This is a genomic window from Streptomyces sp. SudanB52_2052 (assembly GCF_964272415.1).
Classification (GTDB): domain Bacteria; phylum Actinomycetota; class Actinomycetes; order Streptomycetales; family Streptomycetaceae; genus Streptomyces; species Streptomyces olindensis.
This window is the reverse complement of sequence record NZ_OZ186796.1, coordinates 8,652,253-8,671,160: the sequence shown is the minus strand read 5'-3', so window position 1 is coordinate 8,671,160 and position 18,908 is coordinate 8,652,253. Positions and strand designations below refer to the sequence as shown.

At 68.8% G+C, this 18,908-nt stretch carries 15 protein-coding genes and 3 pseudogenes; 13 read left to right on the top strand and 5 right to left on the bottom strand.

Going from position 1 to position 18,908, the window contains the following annotated elements; genetic code table 11:
- Positions 1–34: 34 nt before the first annotated feature.
- A pseudogene (locus tag ACSUPV_RS39025) lies at positions 35–816 on the top strand (LUD domain-containing protein); the annotation flags it as partial.
- A gap of 178 nt (positions 817–994) precedes the next feature.
- Positions 995–1,609: a LutC/YkgG family protein gene (locus ACSUPV_RS39020; RefSeq protein WP_436949988.1), complete on the top strand. Its 615-nt coding sequence runs from the start codon at positions 995–997 to the stop codon at positions 1,607–1,609.
- Positions 1,610–1,634: 25 nt separating this feature from the next.
- Here the strand turns inward: ACSUPV_RS39020 and ACSUPV_RS39015 are convergent, their stop codons facing one another.
- The gene (locus ACSUPV_RS39015) at positions 1,635–3,689 is read right to left on the bottom strand and encodes an alpha-L-fucosidase (RefSeq protein WP_382616065.1); all 2,055 of its coding nucleotides are present in this window, start codon (positions 3,687–3,689) and stop codon (positions 1,635–1,637) included.
- A gap of 468 nt (positions 3,690–4,157) precedes the next feature.
- On the opposite strand from ACSUPV_RS39015, the pseudogene ACSUPV_RS39010 reads away from it, so the two are divergent.
- Positions 4,158–4,365: pseudogene (locus ACSUPV_RS39010) on the top strand (hypothetical protein); the annotation flags it as partial.
- Between the two features lie 23 nt (positions 4,366–4,388).
- Here the strand turns inward: ACSUPV_RS39010 and ACSUPV_RS39005 are convergent.
- Complete coding sequence (locus ACSUPV_RS39005; protein WP_436949652.1) at positions 4,389–4,799, bottom strand: hypothetical protein; 411 nt, start codon at positions 4,797–4,799, stop codon at positions 4,389–4,391.
- Between the two features lie 434 nt (positions 4,800–5,233).
- Here ACSUPV_RS39005 and ACSUPV_RS39000 point away from each other — a divergent pair, with 434 nt between their 5' ends.
- The 5 genes from ACSUPV_RS39000 to ACSUPV_RS38980 all read left to right on the top strand — a co-directional run bounded on the left by ACSUPV_RS39000 (position 5,234) and on the right by ACSUPV_RS38980 (position 10,075).
- Positions 5,234–5,860 carry a TetR/AcrR family transcriptional regulator gene (locus ACSUPV_RS39000; protein ID WP_359787437.1) on the top strand — a complete coding sequence of 209 codons (627 nt, stop codon included), beginning with the start codon at positions 5,234–5,236 and terminating at the stop codon, positions 5,858–5,860.
- Positions 5,857–7,347 carry an FAD-dependent oxidoreductase gene (locus tag ACSUPV_RS38995; RefSeq protein WP_436949651.1) on the top strand — a complete coding sequence of 497 codons (1,491 nt, stop codon included), beginning with the start codon at positions 5,857–5,859 and terminating at the stop codon, positions 7,345–7,347. Before ACSUPV_RS39000 ends, ACSUPV_RS38995 begins: the two co-directional genes overlap by 4 nt.
- A 248-nt stretch (positions 7,348–7,595) precedes the next feature.
- Positions 7,596–8,615, top strand: coding sequence for a cytochrome P450 (locus ACSUPV_RS38990; protein WP_436949650.1), 1,020 nt, complete (start codon positions 7,596–7,598; stop codon positions 8,613–8,615).
- Between the two features lie 118 nt (positions 8,616–8,733).
- Positions 8,734–9,186, top strand: a complete 453-nt coding sequence (locus ACSUPV_RS38985; protein WP_436949649.1) for an SDR family NAD(P)-dependent oxidoreductase — start codon at positions 8,734–8,736, stop codon at positions 9,184–9,186.
- A 139-nt stretch (positions 9,187–9,325) separates the two neighbouring features.
- Entirely contained in the window at positions 9,326–10,075 is a 750-nt protein-coding gene (locus ACSUPV_RS38980; protein WP_037758127.1) for a dienelactone hydrolase family protein, read from the top strand.
- A 416-nt stretch (positions 10,076–10,491) separates the two neighbouring features.
- Here ACSUPV_RS38980 and ACSUPV_RS38975 read toward each other — a convergent pair whose 3' ends face one another.
- The 3 genes from ACSUPV_RS38975 to ACSUPV_RS38965 form a co-directional block, all read right to left on the bottom strand.
- Entirely contained in the window at positions 10,492–13,674 is a 3,183-nt protein-coding gene (locus ACSUPV_RS38975; protein WP_436949648.1) for a glycosyl hydrolase family 95 catalytic domain-containing protein, read from the bottom strand.
- A gap of 493 nt (positions 13,675–14,167) precedes the next feature.
- Positions 14,168–14,440, bottom strand: a complete 273-nt coding sequence (locus tag ACSUPV_RS38970; RefSeq protein ID WP_436949647.1) for a zinc-binding dehydrogenase — start codon at positions 14,438–14,440, stop codon at positions 14,168–14,170.
- Between the two features lie 106 nt (positions 14,441–14,546).
- Complete coding sequence (locus tag ACSUPV_RS38965) at positions 14,547–15,245, bottom strand: TetR/AcrR family transcriptional regulator (RefSeq protein ID WP_436949646.1); 699 nt, start codon at positions 15,243–15,245, stop codon at positions 14,547–14,549.
- 142 nt (positions 15,246–15,387) lie between these two features.
- Here ACSUPV_RS38965 and ACSUPV_RS38960 point away from each other — a divergent pair, with 142 nt between their 5' ends.
- The 5 genes and pseudogenes from ACSUPV_RS38960 to ACSUPV_RS38940 all read left to right on the top strand — a co-directional run bounded on the left by ACSUPV_RS38960 (position 15,388) and on the right by ACSUPV_RS38940 (position 18,688).
- On the top strand, positions 15,388–16,110 hold the full coding sequence (locus ACSUPV_RS38960; protein ID WP_436949645.1) for an alcohol dehydrogenase catalytic domain-containing protein: 723 nt from the start codon (positions 15,388–15,390) through the stop codon (positions 16,108–16,110).
- Positions 16,035–16,331, top strand: coding sequence for a zinc-binding dehydrogenase (locus tag ACSUPV_RS38955; RefSeq protein WP_382616049.1), 297 nt, complete (start codon positions 16,035–16,037; stop codon positions 16,329–16,331). Before ACSUPV_RS38960 ends, ACSUPV_RS38955 begins: the two co-directional genes overlap by 76 nt.
- Before the next feature lie 48 nt (positions 16,332–16,379).
- The gene (locus ACSUPV_RS38950) at positions 16,380–17,063 is read left to right on the top strand and encodes an SDR family NAD(P)-dependent oxidoreductase (RefSeq protein WP_359787408.1); all 684 of its coding nucleotides are present in this window, start codon (positions 16,380–16,382) and stop codon (positions 17,061–17,063) included.
- A 100-nt stretch (positions 17,064–17,163) separates the two neighbouring features.
- Complete coding sequence (locus ACSUPV_RS38945) at positions 17,164–17,535, top strand: DoxX family protein (RefSeq protein WP_031118839.1); 372 nt, start codon at positions 17,164–17,166, stop codon at positions 17,533–17,535.
- A pseudogene (locus tag ACSUPV_RS38940) lies at positions 17,505–18,688 on the top strand (LLM class flavin-dependent oxidoreductase). Before ACSUPV_RS38945 ends, ACSUPV_RS38940 begins: the two are co-directional and overlap by 31 nt.
- The last annotated feature ends 220 nt before the right edge of the window (positions 18,689–18,908 follow it).

Sequence of the window (18,908 nt, the reverse complement as noted above, 5' to 3'; positions counted from 1 at the left end):
GCGTGGGGGAGGCATCGACCTGATTGCCGAACTGGACATCTTCCAGCGGGAGATGGGCGACTGGGGCAGACCGGCCCCCGAGGAACTCACCGACAACCCACACGACCTCGCCGAAGCGGCCCGGCTCCATCTGCGGGAGAAGTTCTTGCGGGCCAAAGTGGCCGTCTCCGGTGCCAACTTCGCCGCCGCCGACACCGGCACGGTGGTGGTCGCGGGAGTCGGAGGGCAACGGGCGGATGTGCCTGACCCTGCCTCAGACCCTGATCACCGTCATGGGCATCGAGAAAGTGCTGCCGTCCTTCGCCGACCTGGACGTCTTCCTCCAGCTCCTGCCCCGCTCGTCCACGGGCGAGCGCCCCCGGCCCGATCGGCGCCGTCCTGACGCCGCAGCTCGTCGGCGTCGAGAACGCTGCCTCGCGGCCCTTCGCTTCGACCCTGTGCGGTGCCTGCTACGACGCCTGCCCCGTGAAGATCAACATTCCTGAAGTGCTGGTCCATCTGCGTGCCAAGGCCGTGGAGGCGAAACGTGCGGCCCGGTTGCTGCCCATCACCGAGGCGCTGGCCATGAAGGCCGCGGGCGCCGTGCTGTCTTCCCCCGGACGGCTGGCCGCAGTCCAGAAGCTCGCAGCCCTCGGGGCCCGCCTCGTGGGCCGCGAGGGCCGGATCGGCTTCCTGCCGGGTCCCCTCGCCCGCTGGTCCGCCACCCGGGACGCGCCCGCGCCGGCCCGGGAATCGATGCGTGCCTGGTGGCGCCGTACGAGAACGACCGGACAAGACGGAGGCCGTACGGCGGCGGAAGGGAAGGAAGCACGATGAGCGGCCGCGAGACAGTCCTCGGCGCAGTGAGGACGGCTCTGGCAGACGTGCCGGGCTCCGAGAGCCCCGATGACGTACCGGTCCCGCACGGGCGTCGCGCGGACCATGCGGGACCGGACGTCGTCGGCTGTTCACCGAACGCGCCGCCGAGTACCGAGCCACGGTGGTCCGGGTGCCGATGGCCGGTGCCGCGGCCGCCGTCGGGCGCGCGCTGGCACGGACCGGAGCGCGGTCCGTGGTCATGCCGCCGGGACTCCCCGAGGACCTCGTCTCCCAGGGGCCCTGGTCGCGGCTGGAGGACGTCCCGCCGCTGACGGTGGACCAGCTCGACGCTGCGGACGCCGTGATCACCACCGTCGCCACCGCCATCGCCGTCACCGGAACCGTGACCCTCGACCACGGCCCCGGCCAGGGCCGCCGGGCCCTGACTCTGCTGCCGGACCAGCACGTCTGCGTAGTCCGGGCGAGCCAGATCGCCCCCGACGTGCCCGAGGCGCTGAACCGGCTGGACCCGTACCGGCCGCTGACGCTCGTCTCCGGCCCCTCGGCCACCAGCGTGGGCGACAGGAGGAGTCCACCGCCCTGTGCTCAATCGCCACCAGGCACGGCTCGACGGACTGGTCCCGCGCCGCGCCGGCACGCTGGACGCCCGCCACCACCGAGCACCCGGGTGTACACGCCCCAACGTGTGGCGTGCACAGGCAAGTCGGTGGGTGCTGACCGACAAGTTCCCTGTGCGGCGGCGCTCTTCAGCACCGCCGCATCTGATGTGACCGCTCAGCTGTGTTCTTGAGTCGCTTGTGCAGCCACCGACCCAGTCAGCCGACTGGCCTGATCGTCCACAGCAGGTTGGTGCTCTGCTGCCACGTCCACTGCTTGGTCACGGACCCTGATGTGACCATTCCGCCGCCGTCGAGGACCAGTCCCGTGCTGCGGTTGGCGATGGAGTACTGGCCTTGGCCTCGGTGGACGATCTGCCATTGCTGCGTGTTGCTGCCGTCCCAGGCCTTCTGCCGGGCCGGATCGCCGTTGCGGGTTGCGCCCCAGCCGTCGGCGACCATGCCGTTGGTGCGGTTGACGAGCCTGTAGTAGCCGTTCCCGAGTTCGATGGCCTGCCACTGGAGATTGGCGTTGTCTATCGACTCCCACTGCTTCAGGGGCGAGCCGCTCGCGACATTGCCGCCGCTGTCCAGCACCAGGTGGTTCGTGACATTGGTCAGGCTGAAGTATTTGTCGGGCCTGAACGTCACCTTCAGCGAGGCGATGACGTCGTTGTTGCCGGTCACCCGGAGGTCGGGGGTGTTGGAGGTGAACGTCCAGGCGGTGCCGGTGAAGTTGTCGCCGGAGTAGCCCGTCACCTGGTAGCCGTCGGGCACCAGGAGGGAGGAGGTCATGGCAGGTCCCAGGCCTGCGGCGGACAGCTGGGAGGAGGTGTAGCCGCCCAGCGGCAGGACGGCCCGGGCACCTTCGTAGTTGACGTTCTGGAATACCGTCGCCGAGACCCTCACGGGCATGCCCTGCACCTCGACGCACACCACGGAATCGATGGCGTTCGGCGCGGTGGCGGGGACGGTGACGTTGATCTGGTCGGTGACCGTGTACGGGAGCGAGACCGAGGGGTTGTTCAGCAGATAGACGCGGTTGATCGTGTTGTCGATCGCCGGGATCCGTAGCTGCCCGTTCGTGGGCCAGGTGAAGACGTGGGCGAAGAGCTTGCCGTTCTTCTTGGTGACCTTCCCCCAGGCGGGTTCGGTGGCGAACGGGCTGCCGCTGGTGCCGTGAATGCTGTCGCTGTACGTCGACATCCATGAGGCCAGGCCGTTCAGTACGGTTTGGGTTCCTGCGGTGACCGAGCCGTCGCCCTTGGGGCCGATGTTCAGCAGGTGGTTGCCGTCCCGGGAGACGACCGTCACGAGCTCTCGAACGATATCCGTGACTGATCTGTAGGAGTTCTCCTTCGACGCGTCGTAGCCCCAGGAGCCGTTCATGGTTGCGCACCGCTCCCACGGCCGGCTCATGGGTGCGCTGGGTATCCCGAACTCCGCGACCGCGTAGTCGCCGAGGCCGTGGTCCCGCTTGACCCGTTCGTTGACGATGAGGTCGGGCTTGCGGGCGATCAGCCAGTCGTACAGGTCTTCGCCGTCCGATGTCAGCCACCAGTCTTGCAGGGTGGGGCTGGAGGGCTCGTCGAACCAGTCGCCGTCGAACCACAGCAGTGCCGGGTCGTAGCGGTCCAGCAGTTCCTGAAGCTGTGCCTTCATGTCGGCGATGTAGGCGGTGCGGGCGGCCTGCGAGGACATCGTGGTGAGACCGCTCTCGTGACGGTCGGTCTGGGACGGGTGGTTCCAGTCGAGGATCGAGTAGTACAGGCAGAACTTGATGCCACGGCTCTCGCATTCCGTCTTGAGGTCCATGAGCAGGTCGGTCTGAATGCCGTTGTAGTCGCGCAGGTTGTACTGCTTGGTACCCGTGGTGTCGGTGAAGCCCGCCACATCGGAGTTCCACATCGCGTAGCCCTCGTGGTGCTTGGCGGTGATCACGAGGTACTTCATGCCGGCGTTCTTGGCCAGTTCGGCGATGGTGGCGGCGTTGAACTGGGTCGGGTTGAAGTTCTTGGTGACCTGGGTCTGGTAGTCCGCCTTGCTCCACTGCTGGCTGTCGAACGCCCACTCGCCCTGGCCGAGGTACGAGTACGACCCGAAGTGGATGAACATCCCGAACCTGGCCTGGTACCACCAGTCCATCTTCGAGGGGACGGTGTATGCCTCGGCGGTGGAGGGCCACAGGGCCTGAGGCAGCCCGAAGGCCGCCACTCCTCCGGCAAGGGCGGCGGCCTTCATCAGAGAGCGTCTGCTGAGGGAGGCAGAGGACATGGTGCGGCTCCATGTGTCAAGAGGGGGATGACAGGGCGTCAGGGGCGGAACGCCGACATGACGGCCGTGCTTCGCGTCGCCCTAAGGAATACATCGGATGGATTTATAGGAGCACAACGGCGGCCGCGTCTATAGCTGAGACGAGATTCAACCAAATCAGCACATTGGACAGGCGATTTCTAGAGGCCCGCCACCTCTTGGGAAGGCCACCCTCCAGCCTCAGGAACCGCCACACATCGGATCTCTTGAAGTTCCACTCTTCCCGATCCGAGCCAGAGCCCAGACTGACCGGCTCAGTCGAGCGGCGGAACCCCTGAAGCGCCCGGGTGTCGACCCTGTCCAGACGGGCCTGGAGCACCGCCCTCAGGGCTCGTGGATTCTCGACCGCGAGATGGGCGCTTATCGAGCATCTCCAGGGTGGCGTGAGCGATGCCCGCCACGAGCTCCTGGGCGTACCTGACAGGGGAGGCTTCGGAGGGCGCGTCGGCCATCGCGGCCGAGATCCATGGGTTCACGGGGTCGCACGTCGGCGCGTTGGTGGGGACTCCCCCTCACGGCTCACTTCCTCGGCGGCTGCCCCATCGGCTCCTCCTGCGAGACCGCGGTCCCGGCGGAGGCCTTCGGTGCGCTGCGGCTGCCGTTCCCGGGAGTGCCGAAGGTGCCGTCCACGAAGTAGAAACAAGTCACTGAAGGACCCGCTCAGCCGACAAGCCCCCGGTCGCCGACTGGTGTGCCCGGTTCGGCTCGCAGGCCGGTGCACACCACGTCGATCATGCGCTGCCGGGCTTCCGGGTCGCAGCCCTGACGTTCTCGGGCCAGACAGCCGACCAGGAGCGCTTTCACATCGGCGCGAGTGATGTCCCGCCGTACCACACCCGCCTGCTGAGCCCTCGTCAGCAGCTCGCTCTCCACAGCTTCAAGGCTGCGCTCGGGACGGAAGGCGACCGCTTCGACATCGAAACCGGCACCGCTCATCGCCTCGGCAAGACCGCGGTTCACCGCCGCTTGCTCGACCATGTGGGCCAGGAACTGGAAGAACGCGCTGCCCGGATCATTCTGTGCGGAGAGGTCCCGGGCCTTGTCGACGATGCCACCGACCAGGTGAAGCACGATCGCTTCGTACAGGGATTCCTTCGTCGGGAAATGCCGACTGACGGTGCCGGTGCCGACCCTGCCCGCCGGGCGATATCGGCCACCGGAACCGACAGGCCCTCCACGGCAAACGTCTCCATCGCCGCCTCCAGGACCCGCCTGCGATTGCGCTGGGCGTCAGAACGCATCGAGGCACCTTCCGACTCGACATCCGGGACGGCCGTCCCGTACGGTTAACTGGAAAGCACCTTCCGATTATGACGGGGCGGGACTCCCCCACCCTGCTTGGACACCCTGAGCCACTGGGCAGCAGGCGCACATCCGCCTCGACAGTCGTCACGGTCACCACTCCCAGAGAGACGCTCATGCCACAAGATCAACTTTCTGTCCGCCTTACGTCTGAGCAAGTGGGGAAGGAACGCATGGCGTTTCCTGATGTTCTGGAGCCGTCCATGACCACGCCGACCCCAGCCGAATCAGCAGGCCGCCCGATGGACGTCCACCGCGAGGCCGCGCTGCTGGACGCCGCGCTGGACCTGCTGGCCGAGGTCGGCTACGAGCGGCTGACCCTGACCGCTGTGTGCGAGCGGGCCAAGGCCAGCACGAAAACGATGTACCGCCGTTGGGCGAACAAGGACGAGCGGATGGCCGCGGCGCTGCGCCGGGCCGCGTGCCGGGCCGTCGACCAGACCGCTGACGTGACCGCCACCGGATCGTTGCGCGGCGATCTGCTGCACAACTTGGTGCCGACCGGCGGCGCGCAGGTGCAGCCTTCACCCAAGTACCTCTCCGGCCTCCTGGTCGCCGCCTCCGACGACGGCAGTGTCGGAGGCATGACCAAGGAACTGGTCCGCCTGCACCACGCCCGTCTGGCGGAGACCGTCCTGAGCTGGGCCAGGGAACGCGGCGAGGTCGGGGATGACGCGGATCCCGTCCCGCTGGCGGATCTCGCGCGTGCCGCGATCCTGCACCAGGTCCTGGTCGCCGACAGCCAGGTCGATGCCGCCTTCGTGGAGTCCTTGGTGGACCGGGTTCTGCTTTCGGTGCTCACGTCCCGGCCGAGCGGGGATGCCCAGTGAAGGTAAGTGTCGACCTGAACCGCTGCGAGGGCTACGGACAGTGCGTGTTCGCCGCCCCCGACGCCTTCACCCTGCATGGCCTTGAGGCTCTGACCTACGTACCGAACCCACCCGACGAGATGCGGGACGCGGTACACCGCGCCGCACTGGCCTGCCCCGTGCGCGCCATCACCGTCGGCACGGGCAACGCGGACGAACCCGCCACGACCAGCGGGGGGAACGGCCGCGACGTTGTCATCGTCGGCGCCTCCCTCGCCGGGCTGAAGACCGCCGAGGCCCTGCGCGAGTCCGGCTTCTCCGGACAGCTGACCATCATCGGCGACGAGCCCCATCGTCCGTACGACCGCCCTCCGCTGACCAAGGCATGCGTGAGCGAGAAGCTGCCGCCCGATCGCCTCGAACTGCCGGTCACGCGGCCCCTGGACGCACGCTTCCGGTTGGGTGTCCCGGCGACGGGCCTGGATACGGACCACCGCCTGGTCCGGCTGGCGGACGGCGGCACGGTCGGCTACGACAGCCTGGTCATCGCCACCGGTACCCGGGCCCGTCCGTTCCCCGGCGGCGCCGCCGACGACATCGACGGTGTCCTCACCGTCCGCACCCGCGACGACGCCGAAGACCTTCAGCGGCGCCTGGCCCGTCCACCGCGTCGCGTCGTCGTCATCGGCGCCGGCTTCCTCGGGAGCGAACTGGCCTCCGGCTGCCGCGAACTCGGCCTCGACGTCACACTCGTCGAGGCACAGGCCACGCCGTTGCAGGGACCGCTGGGAAGCGTGATCGGTGGCGTGGTGGCGGACCTCGCCCGGGACAAGGGCGTGGACGTGCGGATGTGGAACACCGTCGAGCGTTTCGTGGCGGACGGGACCGGGGCGCTGCGGCAGATCGTGCTGTCGGACGGCGCCGCCGTCGACGCGGACCTGGCCGTCGTCGCGCTCGGCGCCCAGCGCAACGTCGAATGGCTGGACGACTCCGCCGTACGGGCGGACAGCGGCGGGGTGCACTGCGACGACCAGTGCCGCGCTCTCGGCCACGACGGGCAGCCCGTGCCCGACGTGTACGTCGCCGGTGATGTCGCCGCCGCGCCGCATCCCCTCCTCCCGGACCGCCGGCTGTCGGTGGAGCACTGGGGCAACGCCGTCACCCAGGCCCGCACGGTCGCCCACAACATCACGCGTCGGCCCGGCCAGGCCCCGATCCCCCATACCGGTCTGCCGGCCTTCTGGTCCAGCCAGTTCGGCGTGAACATCAAGGGCGTCGGCTACCCCGGCATCGCCGACCGTATCGCGGTGGTCCAAGGCACCCTCGGCCAGGGCTCCTTCAGCGTGCTGTACGGACGCGAAGACCGCACGGTGGCCGCGGTCACCTTCGACAACGGGCGTTACCTGCACTACTACGAATCCCTCGTCCGCCAAGGTGCGCCGTTCCCGGCCGAGTTCGTCGCCTGCGACGAGAACACCGCACGCGCCCTTCGGCCGGTCGGCCGCTGATCCCCCCCCGATCCCCCCACACGAAAGCGAGTGGCACCCCCATGGCGTCCACCCTGTACAGGCAGGTTCTTCACCCTGACAGCCGCCCTCACCCCTGGCCTCTCTACACCGAACTACGCAAAGAGGCGGTCTCCGTCCAGGACGACGGAACCTGCGTCGTCAGCGGATACGACGAGGTCAGTGCGCTGCTCCGGGACCCACGCATCTCCGCCGACCGTGGCAACGCCAGCCCGGACAGCCGGGTTGGCGTGGACGCTCCGGCTCCCGGTACTGCTCCGTCGTTCCTCGTGCGGGACAACCCCACCCACGACCAGCTGCGCGGCCTGGCCCAGCGCCACTTCGGCCCGCCCGCACGTCCGGGCTTCGTCGAGAGCCTACGGCCGATGGTGGAAGAGCTGATCCGCGACCACATCGACCACCTGACCGGGCGCGGCGAGTTCGACCTGGTTTCGGAGTTCTCCCACCCGATCCCCGTCCGCGTGGCCTGCCACCTCCTGGGTGTCCCGCCCGAAGACGCCTTCACGCTGGCCCCTCTTGCTGAGGAGGGGGCCGGCAGCCCGGAGTTCTTGGTCGACCCGCGCGACCCTGAGGCCGCCGCGGCCAGGAACCATGCCCAGCAGGAACTGGCCGAGTATTTCCTCGCCCACATCGAGCGGCTTCGCAAGAAGCCGGGGCAGGACATCTTGTCGCGCATGATCCACGACGACGGCCCGGGCAGCCCGATGAGCCTGCCGGAACTGCTCAGCACCGCCATCATGCTCTTCATCGGCGGCCACGAGACCACCGTCAACCTCATAAGCAGCAGCATGCTCCTGCTGCTGCGTCACCCCGAGCAGCTGGCCCGGCTCCAGGCCGACCCCTCCCTCGCCGCCGGTGCCATCGAGGAGACCTTGCGCCTGGAGCCCTCCGTGCATCTGCGGCCGCGTGTCGCGGTCGACGACATCGTCATCGGCGACCGCACCATTCCCAAGGGTTCCACGGTCATCCTCGCCCTCGCCGCGGCCAACCGGGATCCGCGCCGCTTCCCCGACCCGGACACCTTCGACATCACTCGTCCCGACATCGGCCACCTCAGCTTCGGCGCCGGCATCCACTTCTGCTTCGGGGCCGGACTCGGCCGCATGGAAGGCCAGATCGCGGTCCGCGAGCTGACCCGACGTCTGGTCAACCCTCGCTTGTCGCAGGACCCGCCGCCCTACCGCCCGATGGCCGACCTGCGTGGCCCGTCGGCCCTGCGGATCACCGTGGACGGCGTCCGCCCGGCCTGACCCAACCCCAGGCGGCACACGTGAGTGAGGCCTGGTGCTGCGCCTCGTCCGACGTCATCGGCGCAGAGCGACCGCGGCTGCCTGCCGCAACAGACGACAGTAAGGAAGTGATCTGACAGTGGACGGAATCTCGTTCGAGGGCAGGGTCGCCATCGTGACCGGCGCCGGCGGCGGTCTGGGTCGCACCCACGCCCTCGACCTCGCCGCGCGCGGCGCCAAGGTCGTCGTCAACGACCTCGGCGGCACGATCGCGGGCACCGGCGGCGGCACCGCCATGGCCGACCATGTCGTCAAGGAAATCATCGACGCGGGGGGGGGCCAAGCCGTCGCGAACTACCACTCGGTCGCCACCCCCGAGGGCGGCAAGGCCATCGTGCAGACCGCGCTCGACGCCTACGGCACCGTGGACATCCTGATCAACAACGCGGGCAACATCCGCAACGCCCCCTTCACCGAGCTCACCCCCGATTCGATCGAGACGTTGCTCGCCGTACACGTCAAGGGTGTCTTCTCCCGTGACCCAGCCGTGCGGCGACCATCGTACGACTGGGTCACCACCGCCCGGGCATGAACCCCGGTCCTGGACTCTTCACAAGGGTGCGGTGCGCCCCGGACGGATCCACTCAACCTGGCACGGTTCCTTCCCCGGCCACCTGACCCATCGGCCTCACCCACACCACACCACACCACATCGTCGTCCGGAGGATGCCATGCCAGATCCCGTTTCCGTCACCCTGACCCACCTCAGCGCCCCGGCCGGCGGTTCCAAGCGGCTGACCGGGCATCTCGTCCGGCCGGACGGACCTGGCCCATGGCCCGGAGTCGTGGTCGCGCACGAGGTCATGGGTGCCAATGACGAGATGCTCCGACAGGCGCGGCGGCTCGCAAGCGCCGGATATCTGACCCTGATGCCCGACCTGTACACGGACGGAGGCGCACGCCGCTGCCTGATACCCACCATGCGGGCCGCGCTGTCCGGCCACGGCCGCGCCTACCAGGACATCGCCGCCGCGAGAACCTACCTCGTCGATGACCCCGACTGCACCGGCGCGGTCGGGATCATCGGTTTCTGCATGGGCGGGTCCTTCGCCCTCATGGGGGCAGGCAGCGGCATCTTCGACGCCGCGTCCGCCAACTACGGCCAGCTCCCCAAGGACATGGACCAGGCCCTGGCCGACGCCTGCCCCATCGTCGCCAGCTACGGGGGCCGCGATCGACCGCTCAAGGGAGCGGCGGCCAAGCTCGAATCCGCCCTCGACAGGCTCGGCGTCGTACACGACGTGAAGGAGTACCCACAGGCAGGCCACGCCTTCCTCAACGACGAACAATTCGGCCCGCGCCTGCTGCACCCGCTGTACCGCGTCGCCGGGTTCGGACCTGTCCCAGAAGCCTCTGTTGACGCATGGCTACGCATTGAGGCCTTCTTCGACACCCACCTCAAGCACACGACCAAGGCCTGAAACCACCTCAGGATGTCCCAAAACCCGGCAGTTCATCAGCGAGATCGTCCACGGAGGTCATCAGTCGGTGGCGGACCATGGCTGGTTCGCCGTGGCCGAGGTCGGCAACGACGGCTCTCGGCAACCACACACCGCGTGACGCCGCGCAGGGACCCGGTCGGCGGCTCGTTCGGTCAACCCGACGAACGTCAGATTCGTCCGACCCGGCCGCTCTGTGGCGGTTGCTTCACGGCATCCTGCTGGCTGATCCCGACCTTGCCAACAACGAGCACGATTGCCGGACGCGACGTGTCTTGTACCGGTCGGCAGGACGCGGTCGCGAAACCGGCCGTGCCGACGGCAGCGGCGGCGCGGGACGAGAACGGATCGGTGTTCGCCGTCACGGCCCCGCGGCCGCCGTCTCCCCTTTGGCGCCGTCAGGACTTGCTCGGCTTCACCTTCCTGTCGGCGCCGTTCACCCGTACGGTGATGTTCCCCTGGTTCCGTGCCCGGTCGGCCACGATCTTGTAGGACGTGACCTTCCCGTCCCGCCATTCACAGCTGACCTCGTAGCCGCCGCGGGCGCGCAGTCCGGTGAAGGAACCCTTGGCCTTCCAGGCGTCCGGCAGGGCGGGGAGCAGGTGGATGACGTCGTCGTGGCTCTGCAGGAGCATCTCCGCGACGGCGCCCGTGATGCCGAAGTTGCCGTCCATCTGGAAGGGCGGGTGGTTGCAGAACAGGTTGGGCAGCGTGTTGTAGGTGAGCAGTCCGCGCAGCATGATCTGGGCGCGGTGTCCGTCGCCGAGGCGGGCGAACAGGGCCGCCCGCCAGGGCCAGGTCCATGAGCGGCGGCTGTCGCCCGACACCGTCGCGGCCGTGAACGGGACGCCGTCCTTCTCACCGCACCTCGCCTTGAGCGAGACGAGGGCGGCGGCCGCGAAGTCGGGTGTCTTCGGGGTGATCTGGCGGCCCGGGTAGACCGCGAAGAGGTGTGAGGTGTGGCGGTGGATGTCGGTGGGGCTGTCGATGTCCTCCTGCCACTCCTGCAGTTGCCCCCACCGGCCGATCTTGTTCGGCGCGAGGCGTGCCTGCATGTCCGTGACCTTGGCACGGTAGGCGGGATCGGCCCCCAGCGCGGCCTCGCAGTCGAGGTAGTTCTGGAACAGGTCCCAGATGATCTGCTGGTCGTACATGACGCCGTCCTCGCGCGGCCCGTGTTCGGGGGACCAGCCGTTCGGTGCGACGAGGAGTCCGTCCTCGCGCTCCTTGAGGTGGTCCTCCCAGAACTCGCAGATCTTCTTGATCATCGGGTACGCGACGGTACGGAGGTACTTCATGTCCTGGGTGAACGCCCAGTGTTCGTAGAGGTGCTGCGCGTACCAGGCGCTCGCGACGGTGTTCCACTCCCACGCGTTGCCGCCGAAGATGCTCTGGCTGGTGCGGGCGGTCCAGCCTCGTGTGTCCTTTCCGAAGGCGTTGCGGGTCGCCACGCGGCTGGGCACCGCCACCTGCCTGATGAACTCGATGAGTGCTTCGTGGGACTCCGGCAGGTTCGTCGTCTCGGCCCCCCAGTAGTTCATCTGGACGTTGATGTTGGTGTGGTAGTCGGAGGCCCACGCCGGTGAGTTGCTGTCGTTCCACAGGCCCTGGAGGTTGGCGGGCAGGCCGTCCGGGCGCGAGGAACTGATCAGCAGGTAGCGGCCGTAGTCGAACATCGCCTGTTCGAGGGTCGGGTCCTCTCCGCCCGCCGCGTAACGTGCGAGCCGGGCGTTGCTGGGCAGGGCGATGACGGCGTCGTCGGAGGTGCCCCAGTCGACAAAGACGCGGTTCATGAGAGCACGTGTCGCGGCGGTGTGCTCCTCGCGCAGCTCCCTGTAGGACCGGGCGGATGCTCTGTCGAGTGTCCTGGTGATGACCGGTTCGGGATCAGCTCCGCGCCATCCGGCGGCGGCGTCCAGCTTGTAGTCGGTGCGGGCGTCGAGCAGCAGGGTCAGGCTTGTGCAGCCGCTGAACCGGAGCATCGACCCGTCGGCGCGGAGGTCGCCGTCGGTGTCCACGACCTGGACGGTGCACGCGTGCTTGAGACCGTTGCCCATGACTCCGCCGAAGGCGATCCGCCGGGCGGCGGCGTCGACGGTCGTCGGGGCGCCTTGCTGCGCGGACGTCAGAGAGATCGCCCCGGAAAGTCCCCGGTCCCTTTCCGACCTGTACCGGAAGACCATGACGTCCGCCGACCGGCTGGCGAAGGCCTCCCGCAGGACGCGCCGCCCCGGCGCGCCGAACCGGGTGACATGGACACCGTCCACGAAGTCCAGGGCGCGCTGGTAGTCGACGAACGCGCGCTGCGTGCGCGTGTCGAACCCCCTGCCTTCCAGGGCGACTTCGGCGATCTGGAAGCCGGTGGACGACCCGCCGGGGGTGAACGTGAGCCGGTAGGTGCGGTAGGCGGTGCTGTTGGTGATCCGGAACGCCCGGGTCTCACCGCGGTCGGCGAAGGGCGCACCGGGGTTCTGCGTGTCGAGGGTCACCCACGCCCGCCCGTCCTGCGACGCCTCCAGCGTCCAGCGCCGGGGGTCGTCCTGCGGACGGTCCGGGGCCGCCGTCAGCGTGTACGAGGTGACGGCGACCGCGCGGGGCAGGTCGGCCTGCCAGATGACCGTGGGCGCGGCGTCGTCGACCCGCCAGACGGTGGCCGGATCGCGGTCCACCGAACACGAGATGTCCATGGCCCCGGCCCCGGCACCCGATCCCTCGGAGTGCCCGCTCGGCGACGACAGGTACAGCGCGGCGCCGCCGAGGTCGACGCCGGACAGACCGATCTCGGCCACCTGGAAGTGGCTGACCCCTGCCTTGGGGATGAAGTCGAACCGGTAGAAGCGGTACGACCCGCTGATGGCACAGGTGAACTCCTTCGTCTGGAAACGGCTCTCGAAGGGCGCCGCCAAAGAGCGGCTGTCCAGCGTGGTCCAGGCGGATCCGTCGGCGGAACCGGACAGCGTCCACTCCTGCGGGTCGCGCTGCGGCACATCGTTCGCACTCGTCAGACGGTAGGAGGGGACCTCGACGGGCTCGAGGAGCTCGACCTGCCACCGCACCCTCGAACCGGGCCCCTCGATGCACCACTTGGTGCTCGCGTTCCCGTCGTACGACTTCTCCACGCCCTCCGACGAGGACGTGCGGTACGGCCCGCCGGGAGCCGTGACCTTCGCACGGTCGGCGAAGGTGACGACGACGTCGCCGAAGTTCCGGTACGAGCCGAAGCCGGTCATGCTGGTGTCGAACGCGTTGTCGGGCTTGCCCGCGAGCGCGTTGTCGTAGTTGTTGATCCCGCCCCACAGACTCTGCTCGTTGAACTGGATGCGCTCCTCGTCCGGGTCGGCGAACAACATGGCACCGAGACGACCGTTGCCGACCGGCAGGGCCTGCGACTGCCAGTCCATGGCGGGGACCGAGTACTTCAGCGCCTTGCGCGACAGGGTCGGCCACTGGACGGACGCCGACGCGGCGAAGGCCGGCCCCGCAGGGGTGCCGCCGGCCAGCTGAGTGATCAGGGGTGCGAGGGCGAGGGCGCCGCCGAGCTTCAGGACGCTTCTTCGCTGCGGGTGGGATGCATGGGTCACGGCAAGATCTCCCAGCCATGGGTGTTCGACACGAGGGGAAGTGCGACCTCTTCGAGTCCTCCGAGGCCACGTCATCTTTGCCGCGGCATAGATCGGATGTCTAGGGGGCTGCAGCACCAACTCATGTGACTCCACCAGCAGCACGACAGGCCATTCTTGGATGATGATTAACCAACTGCCCGCGCCTCGACTGCGCCCGGAAGGAGCAGAGGGCAGCGTGGAGCTCCCCAATACATCGGATGTCAGCCACCTTGACTGACGGTGCCGATGAACGTCAGGCGAGCTCGCGACTCCCCAGATTCCCGGGCGTTGACGGTCAGGGACGGGGCCGGAGTGCTCGCCGGCCGCACGGCCGGGGAGATCTGGGTGCGCGAGCCGTCGGTGGCGGCGGTGTACCGGACCACCGCCGGGACAGCGCCCGCGACCGACGGCGTCTTAGGGACCCCGCCCTTCAAAGAACGACTCTTTGACGAGGTGAGCAGGGCCGGCCGACCTACTGAGTTGGGTCGACTACGCGCTTGCCTCGGGCGTGGCCGGTCTCGACCGCGCGGTGGGCGTCCTGGACTGCGCTCAGCGGGTAGACCTGCTCGACAACAGCAGGGTGAAGTCGGGTGCTTTGTCGCCCACTTGTATGCCTCTTGCCATGTCCGTCTGCCTCTTTTCTTCCGCCACAGGCAGGAGAGTGCTGCGGCTGTGGGTGGGATGAGAGACCGGGTGTGCCGGCGTCGTAGCTGATCGATGCCGCGCGCCCTGCGCTGCCAGTCATCCCGTGAGCTTCATAGATGCCTTAGCTGCCCGGCCTGGGCGCCTCGGTCCGACGGTGCCGGCCACCGGACCGAGCCACTGATGCGCATCCGGCCGCACGTGACCTTTCAGTCCTTCCTCCCGGGTTCCGGCGAGGCGGAGCACGCCTGACTGGCCCGGAGCATGGCCTTGTAGAGGGCGCGGGGCTCGGGCGAGTCGGGCAGGGGGCCTCGGGCGGGGGCCTCGAAGGACTGGAGCATCAAGGCGACGACGCGTTTCCAGGCGTCGGGAGCAGTGTCGCCGGTGGCGTTGACGACGCCGGCATTGGCCATGTACGCCAGCACCAGGTCCTCGGGGGTGAAGTCCTCACGCAGACGTCCTGCGGCCTTGGCGCGGCCGATGAGCTGGACGACGCCCTCGTACGCCTGGTTTCGGCGCTCCTCCAGAGCCTTGGCTGTGGGGAAGGTCATGGTCAGCACGTCGGCGAAGCCGTAATCCCCGGCCTGCATCGCGCAGCCCGTTTCGATGAACCCCGCGAGACCGCGCCAGGGATCGGGGTCGTCGAGGGCAACGCCGACCGCGTCGACGTAGGCGTCCATACGGTCGGCGAAGACCGCGGCGACCAGGTCCTCCTTCGTCGGGAAACGGCGGAACAGGGTGGCGATGCCCACCCCCGCCTCGCGGGCCACGGAAGCCATGGAGGCATGCAGGCCGTCACGCCTGAACACCGTGCGCGCGGCGGCGAGTATCCGTGTGCGGTTGCGCTCGGCGTCGCTGCGGAGAGGCTGTGCGGCAGGGTCATCGCTGGATTGGGCGCCAAGGTTCATGACACTCAGTCTACCGAATCGGAATGACCCATCCAGTTTCAGTGCTATCGTGGACCCCGCGGAACCGGACAGGCCTTTCCGGAAAACGAATCGGATGCCCCTTTCCGAATCGGGCGAACCGATGCCAAGGAGTTGATGATCAGTGCGCGCTGTGACATTGCCGCAGGTACCCGGCAGCCCCGAGGTGGCCGAGGTGGAGGTGCCGCGCCCCGAGGCCGGTGAGGTGCTGGTGAAGGTGGCCGCCTCCTCGGTGAACGGGTTCGACCTGGCCACGACGGCCGGATACCTGCAGGGCGTTATGGAGCACCGCTTCCCGCTGATCCCCGGCAAGGACTTCGCCGGCACCGTCGAGGCGGTCGGTGAGGGTGTCGAGGGTTTCGCGGTCGGCGACGCCGTGTTCGGCGTGGACGCCAAGGCATACCTGGGCACCGGTTCGATGGCGCAGTACGTCGCCGTTCCCGCTGCCGTCGGCATCGCCCGCCGGCCCGACGGGGTCTTGGTGCGTGACGCCGGCGCGCTCGGGCTGGCGGGCACCGCCGCCTCCGACGGTCTCGCCCTGCTCGGCCCGCTGGAGGGCAGCACGGTGCTGATCTCCGGTGCCACCGGCGGCGTGGGTGCCATCGCCGTACAGGTGGCCGCGGCCCAGGGCGCGAGGGTGATCGCCACGGCCAAGTCGGGTTCCGAGAGCGGCTTCGTCTCGGCGCTGACCGCCGCCGAGGTGACCGTCATCGACTACACCCAGGACGTGACCGCGCAGTCCGGGCGATCGCCCCCGGCGGCGTGGACGCGGTGCTGCACCTCGCCGGCGACCTGGCCGAGCTCACCGCGCTCACCCGCGACGGCGGCGCCGTCGCCTCCGCCCTGACCCTCGCCCCAGTCCCCGAGGCCTCGGAGGACCGCAAGCTGCACACCGCCGTGCTCCGGTCCAACCCGACCGCCGACACCCTGTCCACCCTCGCCGGGCAGGTCGCCTCCGGCGCCCTCAAGGTGTCGGTGACCGCCGAGTTCGACCTGGAGCGTGCCCCCGAGGCCTTCGCCGCGTTCGGCGCCGGCACCGTCGGCAAGATCGCGATCACCGTCGCCTGACCACTCCGTATCCCAGACGCTTCCCCCACAACACGAAAGGACTTCACCATGCCCAGCATCGCCATCGTCGGAGCCGGCCCCGGAATGGGCCTCGCCATCGCCCGCACCTTCGGCTCGCGCGGCTACGACGTCGCTCTCATCGCCCGCAACCGCGCCAAGCTCGACGACCTCGTCGCCCGGCTCACCGCCGAGGGCATCACCGCCGCGGCGTTCCCGGCGGACGTGCTCGACCACGACGCGCTGACCCAGGCCCTCAAGGACGCCGCCACCCGCTTCGGCGGCATCGACGTCCTGGAGCACTCCCCCTCTCCGGGCAACGGCTCCATAAGCTCCATGGCCCTCACCTCCCCGTCCCAGACCAGCCCCTCCGATGTGCAGGGATGGATCGACTTCCTGCTCCACAGCGCCATCACCGCCACCCAGGCCGTCCTGCCCGCGATGCGTGAGGCCGGCGCGGGCACCCTGCTCTTCACCAACGGCGCCGGCTCGGTCGACCCCATCCCCATGCTCGGCAACGTCAACCCCGCCCAGGCGGCGCTGCGCAACTGGGTGCTCAACCTGCACAAGGAGCTGGCCGGCACCGGTATCCAGGCCGCGCACGTCGCCATCGGCGTGTGGATCGGCGCGGGCGGCCCTCCCGAAATCCCGACCGCCGAGGCCGAGGACATCGCCCCTCTCTACTGGGACCTGCACACCCAACGCGACGAAGCCGAGCGCGTCTTCACCGCCTGACGCCTCCCAGCTCTCCCCCGTTGAATCTTGATCCGCTCAATCCCTATCCGCCGCGGCGATCCCCGCCGCGGCGGGACCGAAGACGAAGGTTTCCGCTCCGATGAACGTGTTCCTGTGGATCCTGCAGGGCGTCCTCGCCGCGCTGTTCGCGGCCGCCGGCGTCACCAAGGCCACCCAGCCCCGCGAAAAGCTCATATCCCAGCTGCCGTGGGTCAGTGACGTCTCGACCCCTGTGGTACGTCTGATCGGCGTCGCCGAACTCGCCGGCGCCCTCGGGCTGATCCTGCCGGGTGCTTTCGACATCGCCACCACGCTTACCCCGCTGGCCGCCACCGGCCTGGCTGTGATCATGGTCCTGGCCATGGGCCTCCACGCCCGCCGCAAGGAGCCGCAGGCCATCGGGTTCAACGCGATCCTGCTCATCGTCGCCGCGGTCATCATGTGGGGCCGGTTCGGGCCCCACTCCTTCTGACCACCCGGTCCCCCGGCCCTTCACAGCGGCCCGGTCCGCGACCACACCGGTCGGGCCGCTCCCTCTCAACCCCTGTCCGCCTACCGGAGACGACCGTGGAACTGGGCATCATCTCCCTGTCCGACCTGCAGACCGACCCCGCCACAGGAAAACTGCACGACCCGGGGCGCCGCACCCGCGAGATCGTCTCCTACGCCATCGCCGCCGACCAGGCCGGCCTGGACGTCTTCGGTCTCGGCGAGCACCACAGCTGGGACTTCGCAGTCGCCAACCCCGCCGTCCCGCTGGCCGCGATCGCCCAGGCCACCAGCCGCATCCGGCTGGCCAGTGCCGTGTCGGTGCTGTCCACCGCCGATCCGGTCCGGCTGCACCAGGACTTCGCCTCCCTCGACCTGATCAGCGACGGCCGCACCGAGATCATCGCGGGGCGCAGTGCGTTCGTCGAGGCGTTCCGCCTGTTCGGCGTGGACCTCGAGGACTACGACGACGTGTTCGCGGAGAAGCTGCGGCTGCTGCTCGCCATCCGTGAGAACCCCGAACACGTCACCTGGCGCGGACGGTTCCGCCCGGCCATGGACGGCCTGTCCTCCAGCCCCCGCCCCAGCAGCCGCAGTTGCCGCTGTGGCTCGGCGTGGGCGGGACCCCCTCCAGCGTGGAACGCGCCGGACGCCTCGGCCTGCCCATGGCACTCGGCCTCATCGGAGGGGACATCCGAAGTGTCCGCCCCCTCGTCGAGCACTACCGCGCGGTCGGCACAGCGGCCGGCCACCCCGCCGACCGGCTGCGGCTCGGCAGATCCGGCCACTTTTACGTCGGCCGCACCTCCCAGGGCGCACGCGACGACGTCTTCCCCTTCTACAAGGAATACGTCCGCCCCAAGCCGCCCACCGGACGCGGCTTTCACATCGGACGCGCCGAGTTCGACGCCGCAGCGGTACCGTTCGGCGCGCTGATGGTCGGCAGTCCCCAGGAGATCATCGACAAGATCCTCGCCGAACGCGAAGTGCTCGGCATCGACCGTTTCATGGGCCAGGTCGATTTCGGCGGTATGCCCGCCGGGATGGTCCACGACTCGATCGAGCTTCTCGCCACCGAGATCGCCCCCGTCATCCGCAGGGAACTCGCCCCACCCGCTGGACCGGCCGCAGCCTGACGAACTACTGAACCGGCGTCGCGGACGTCGGCGACCACGATCTTGCGACATGCGCACCCTGTTCGAAAACGACGATCGACCTGCTGAAGCACCCTGCCCGACGTCAGGCGTCCCAGGATCCTCGCCACAATCGCCACAACTGTGATCGACGATCGACCTGAAAACCTCGAAGAGAGTTACGGCGTGGAGATTGACCAACGCCCGGTCGGCGTAGGACAAC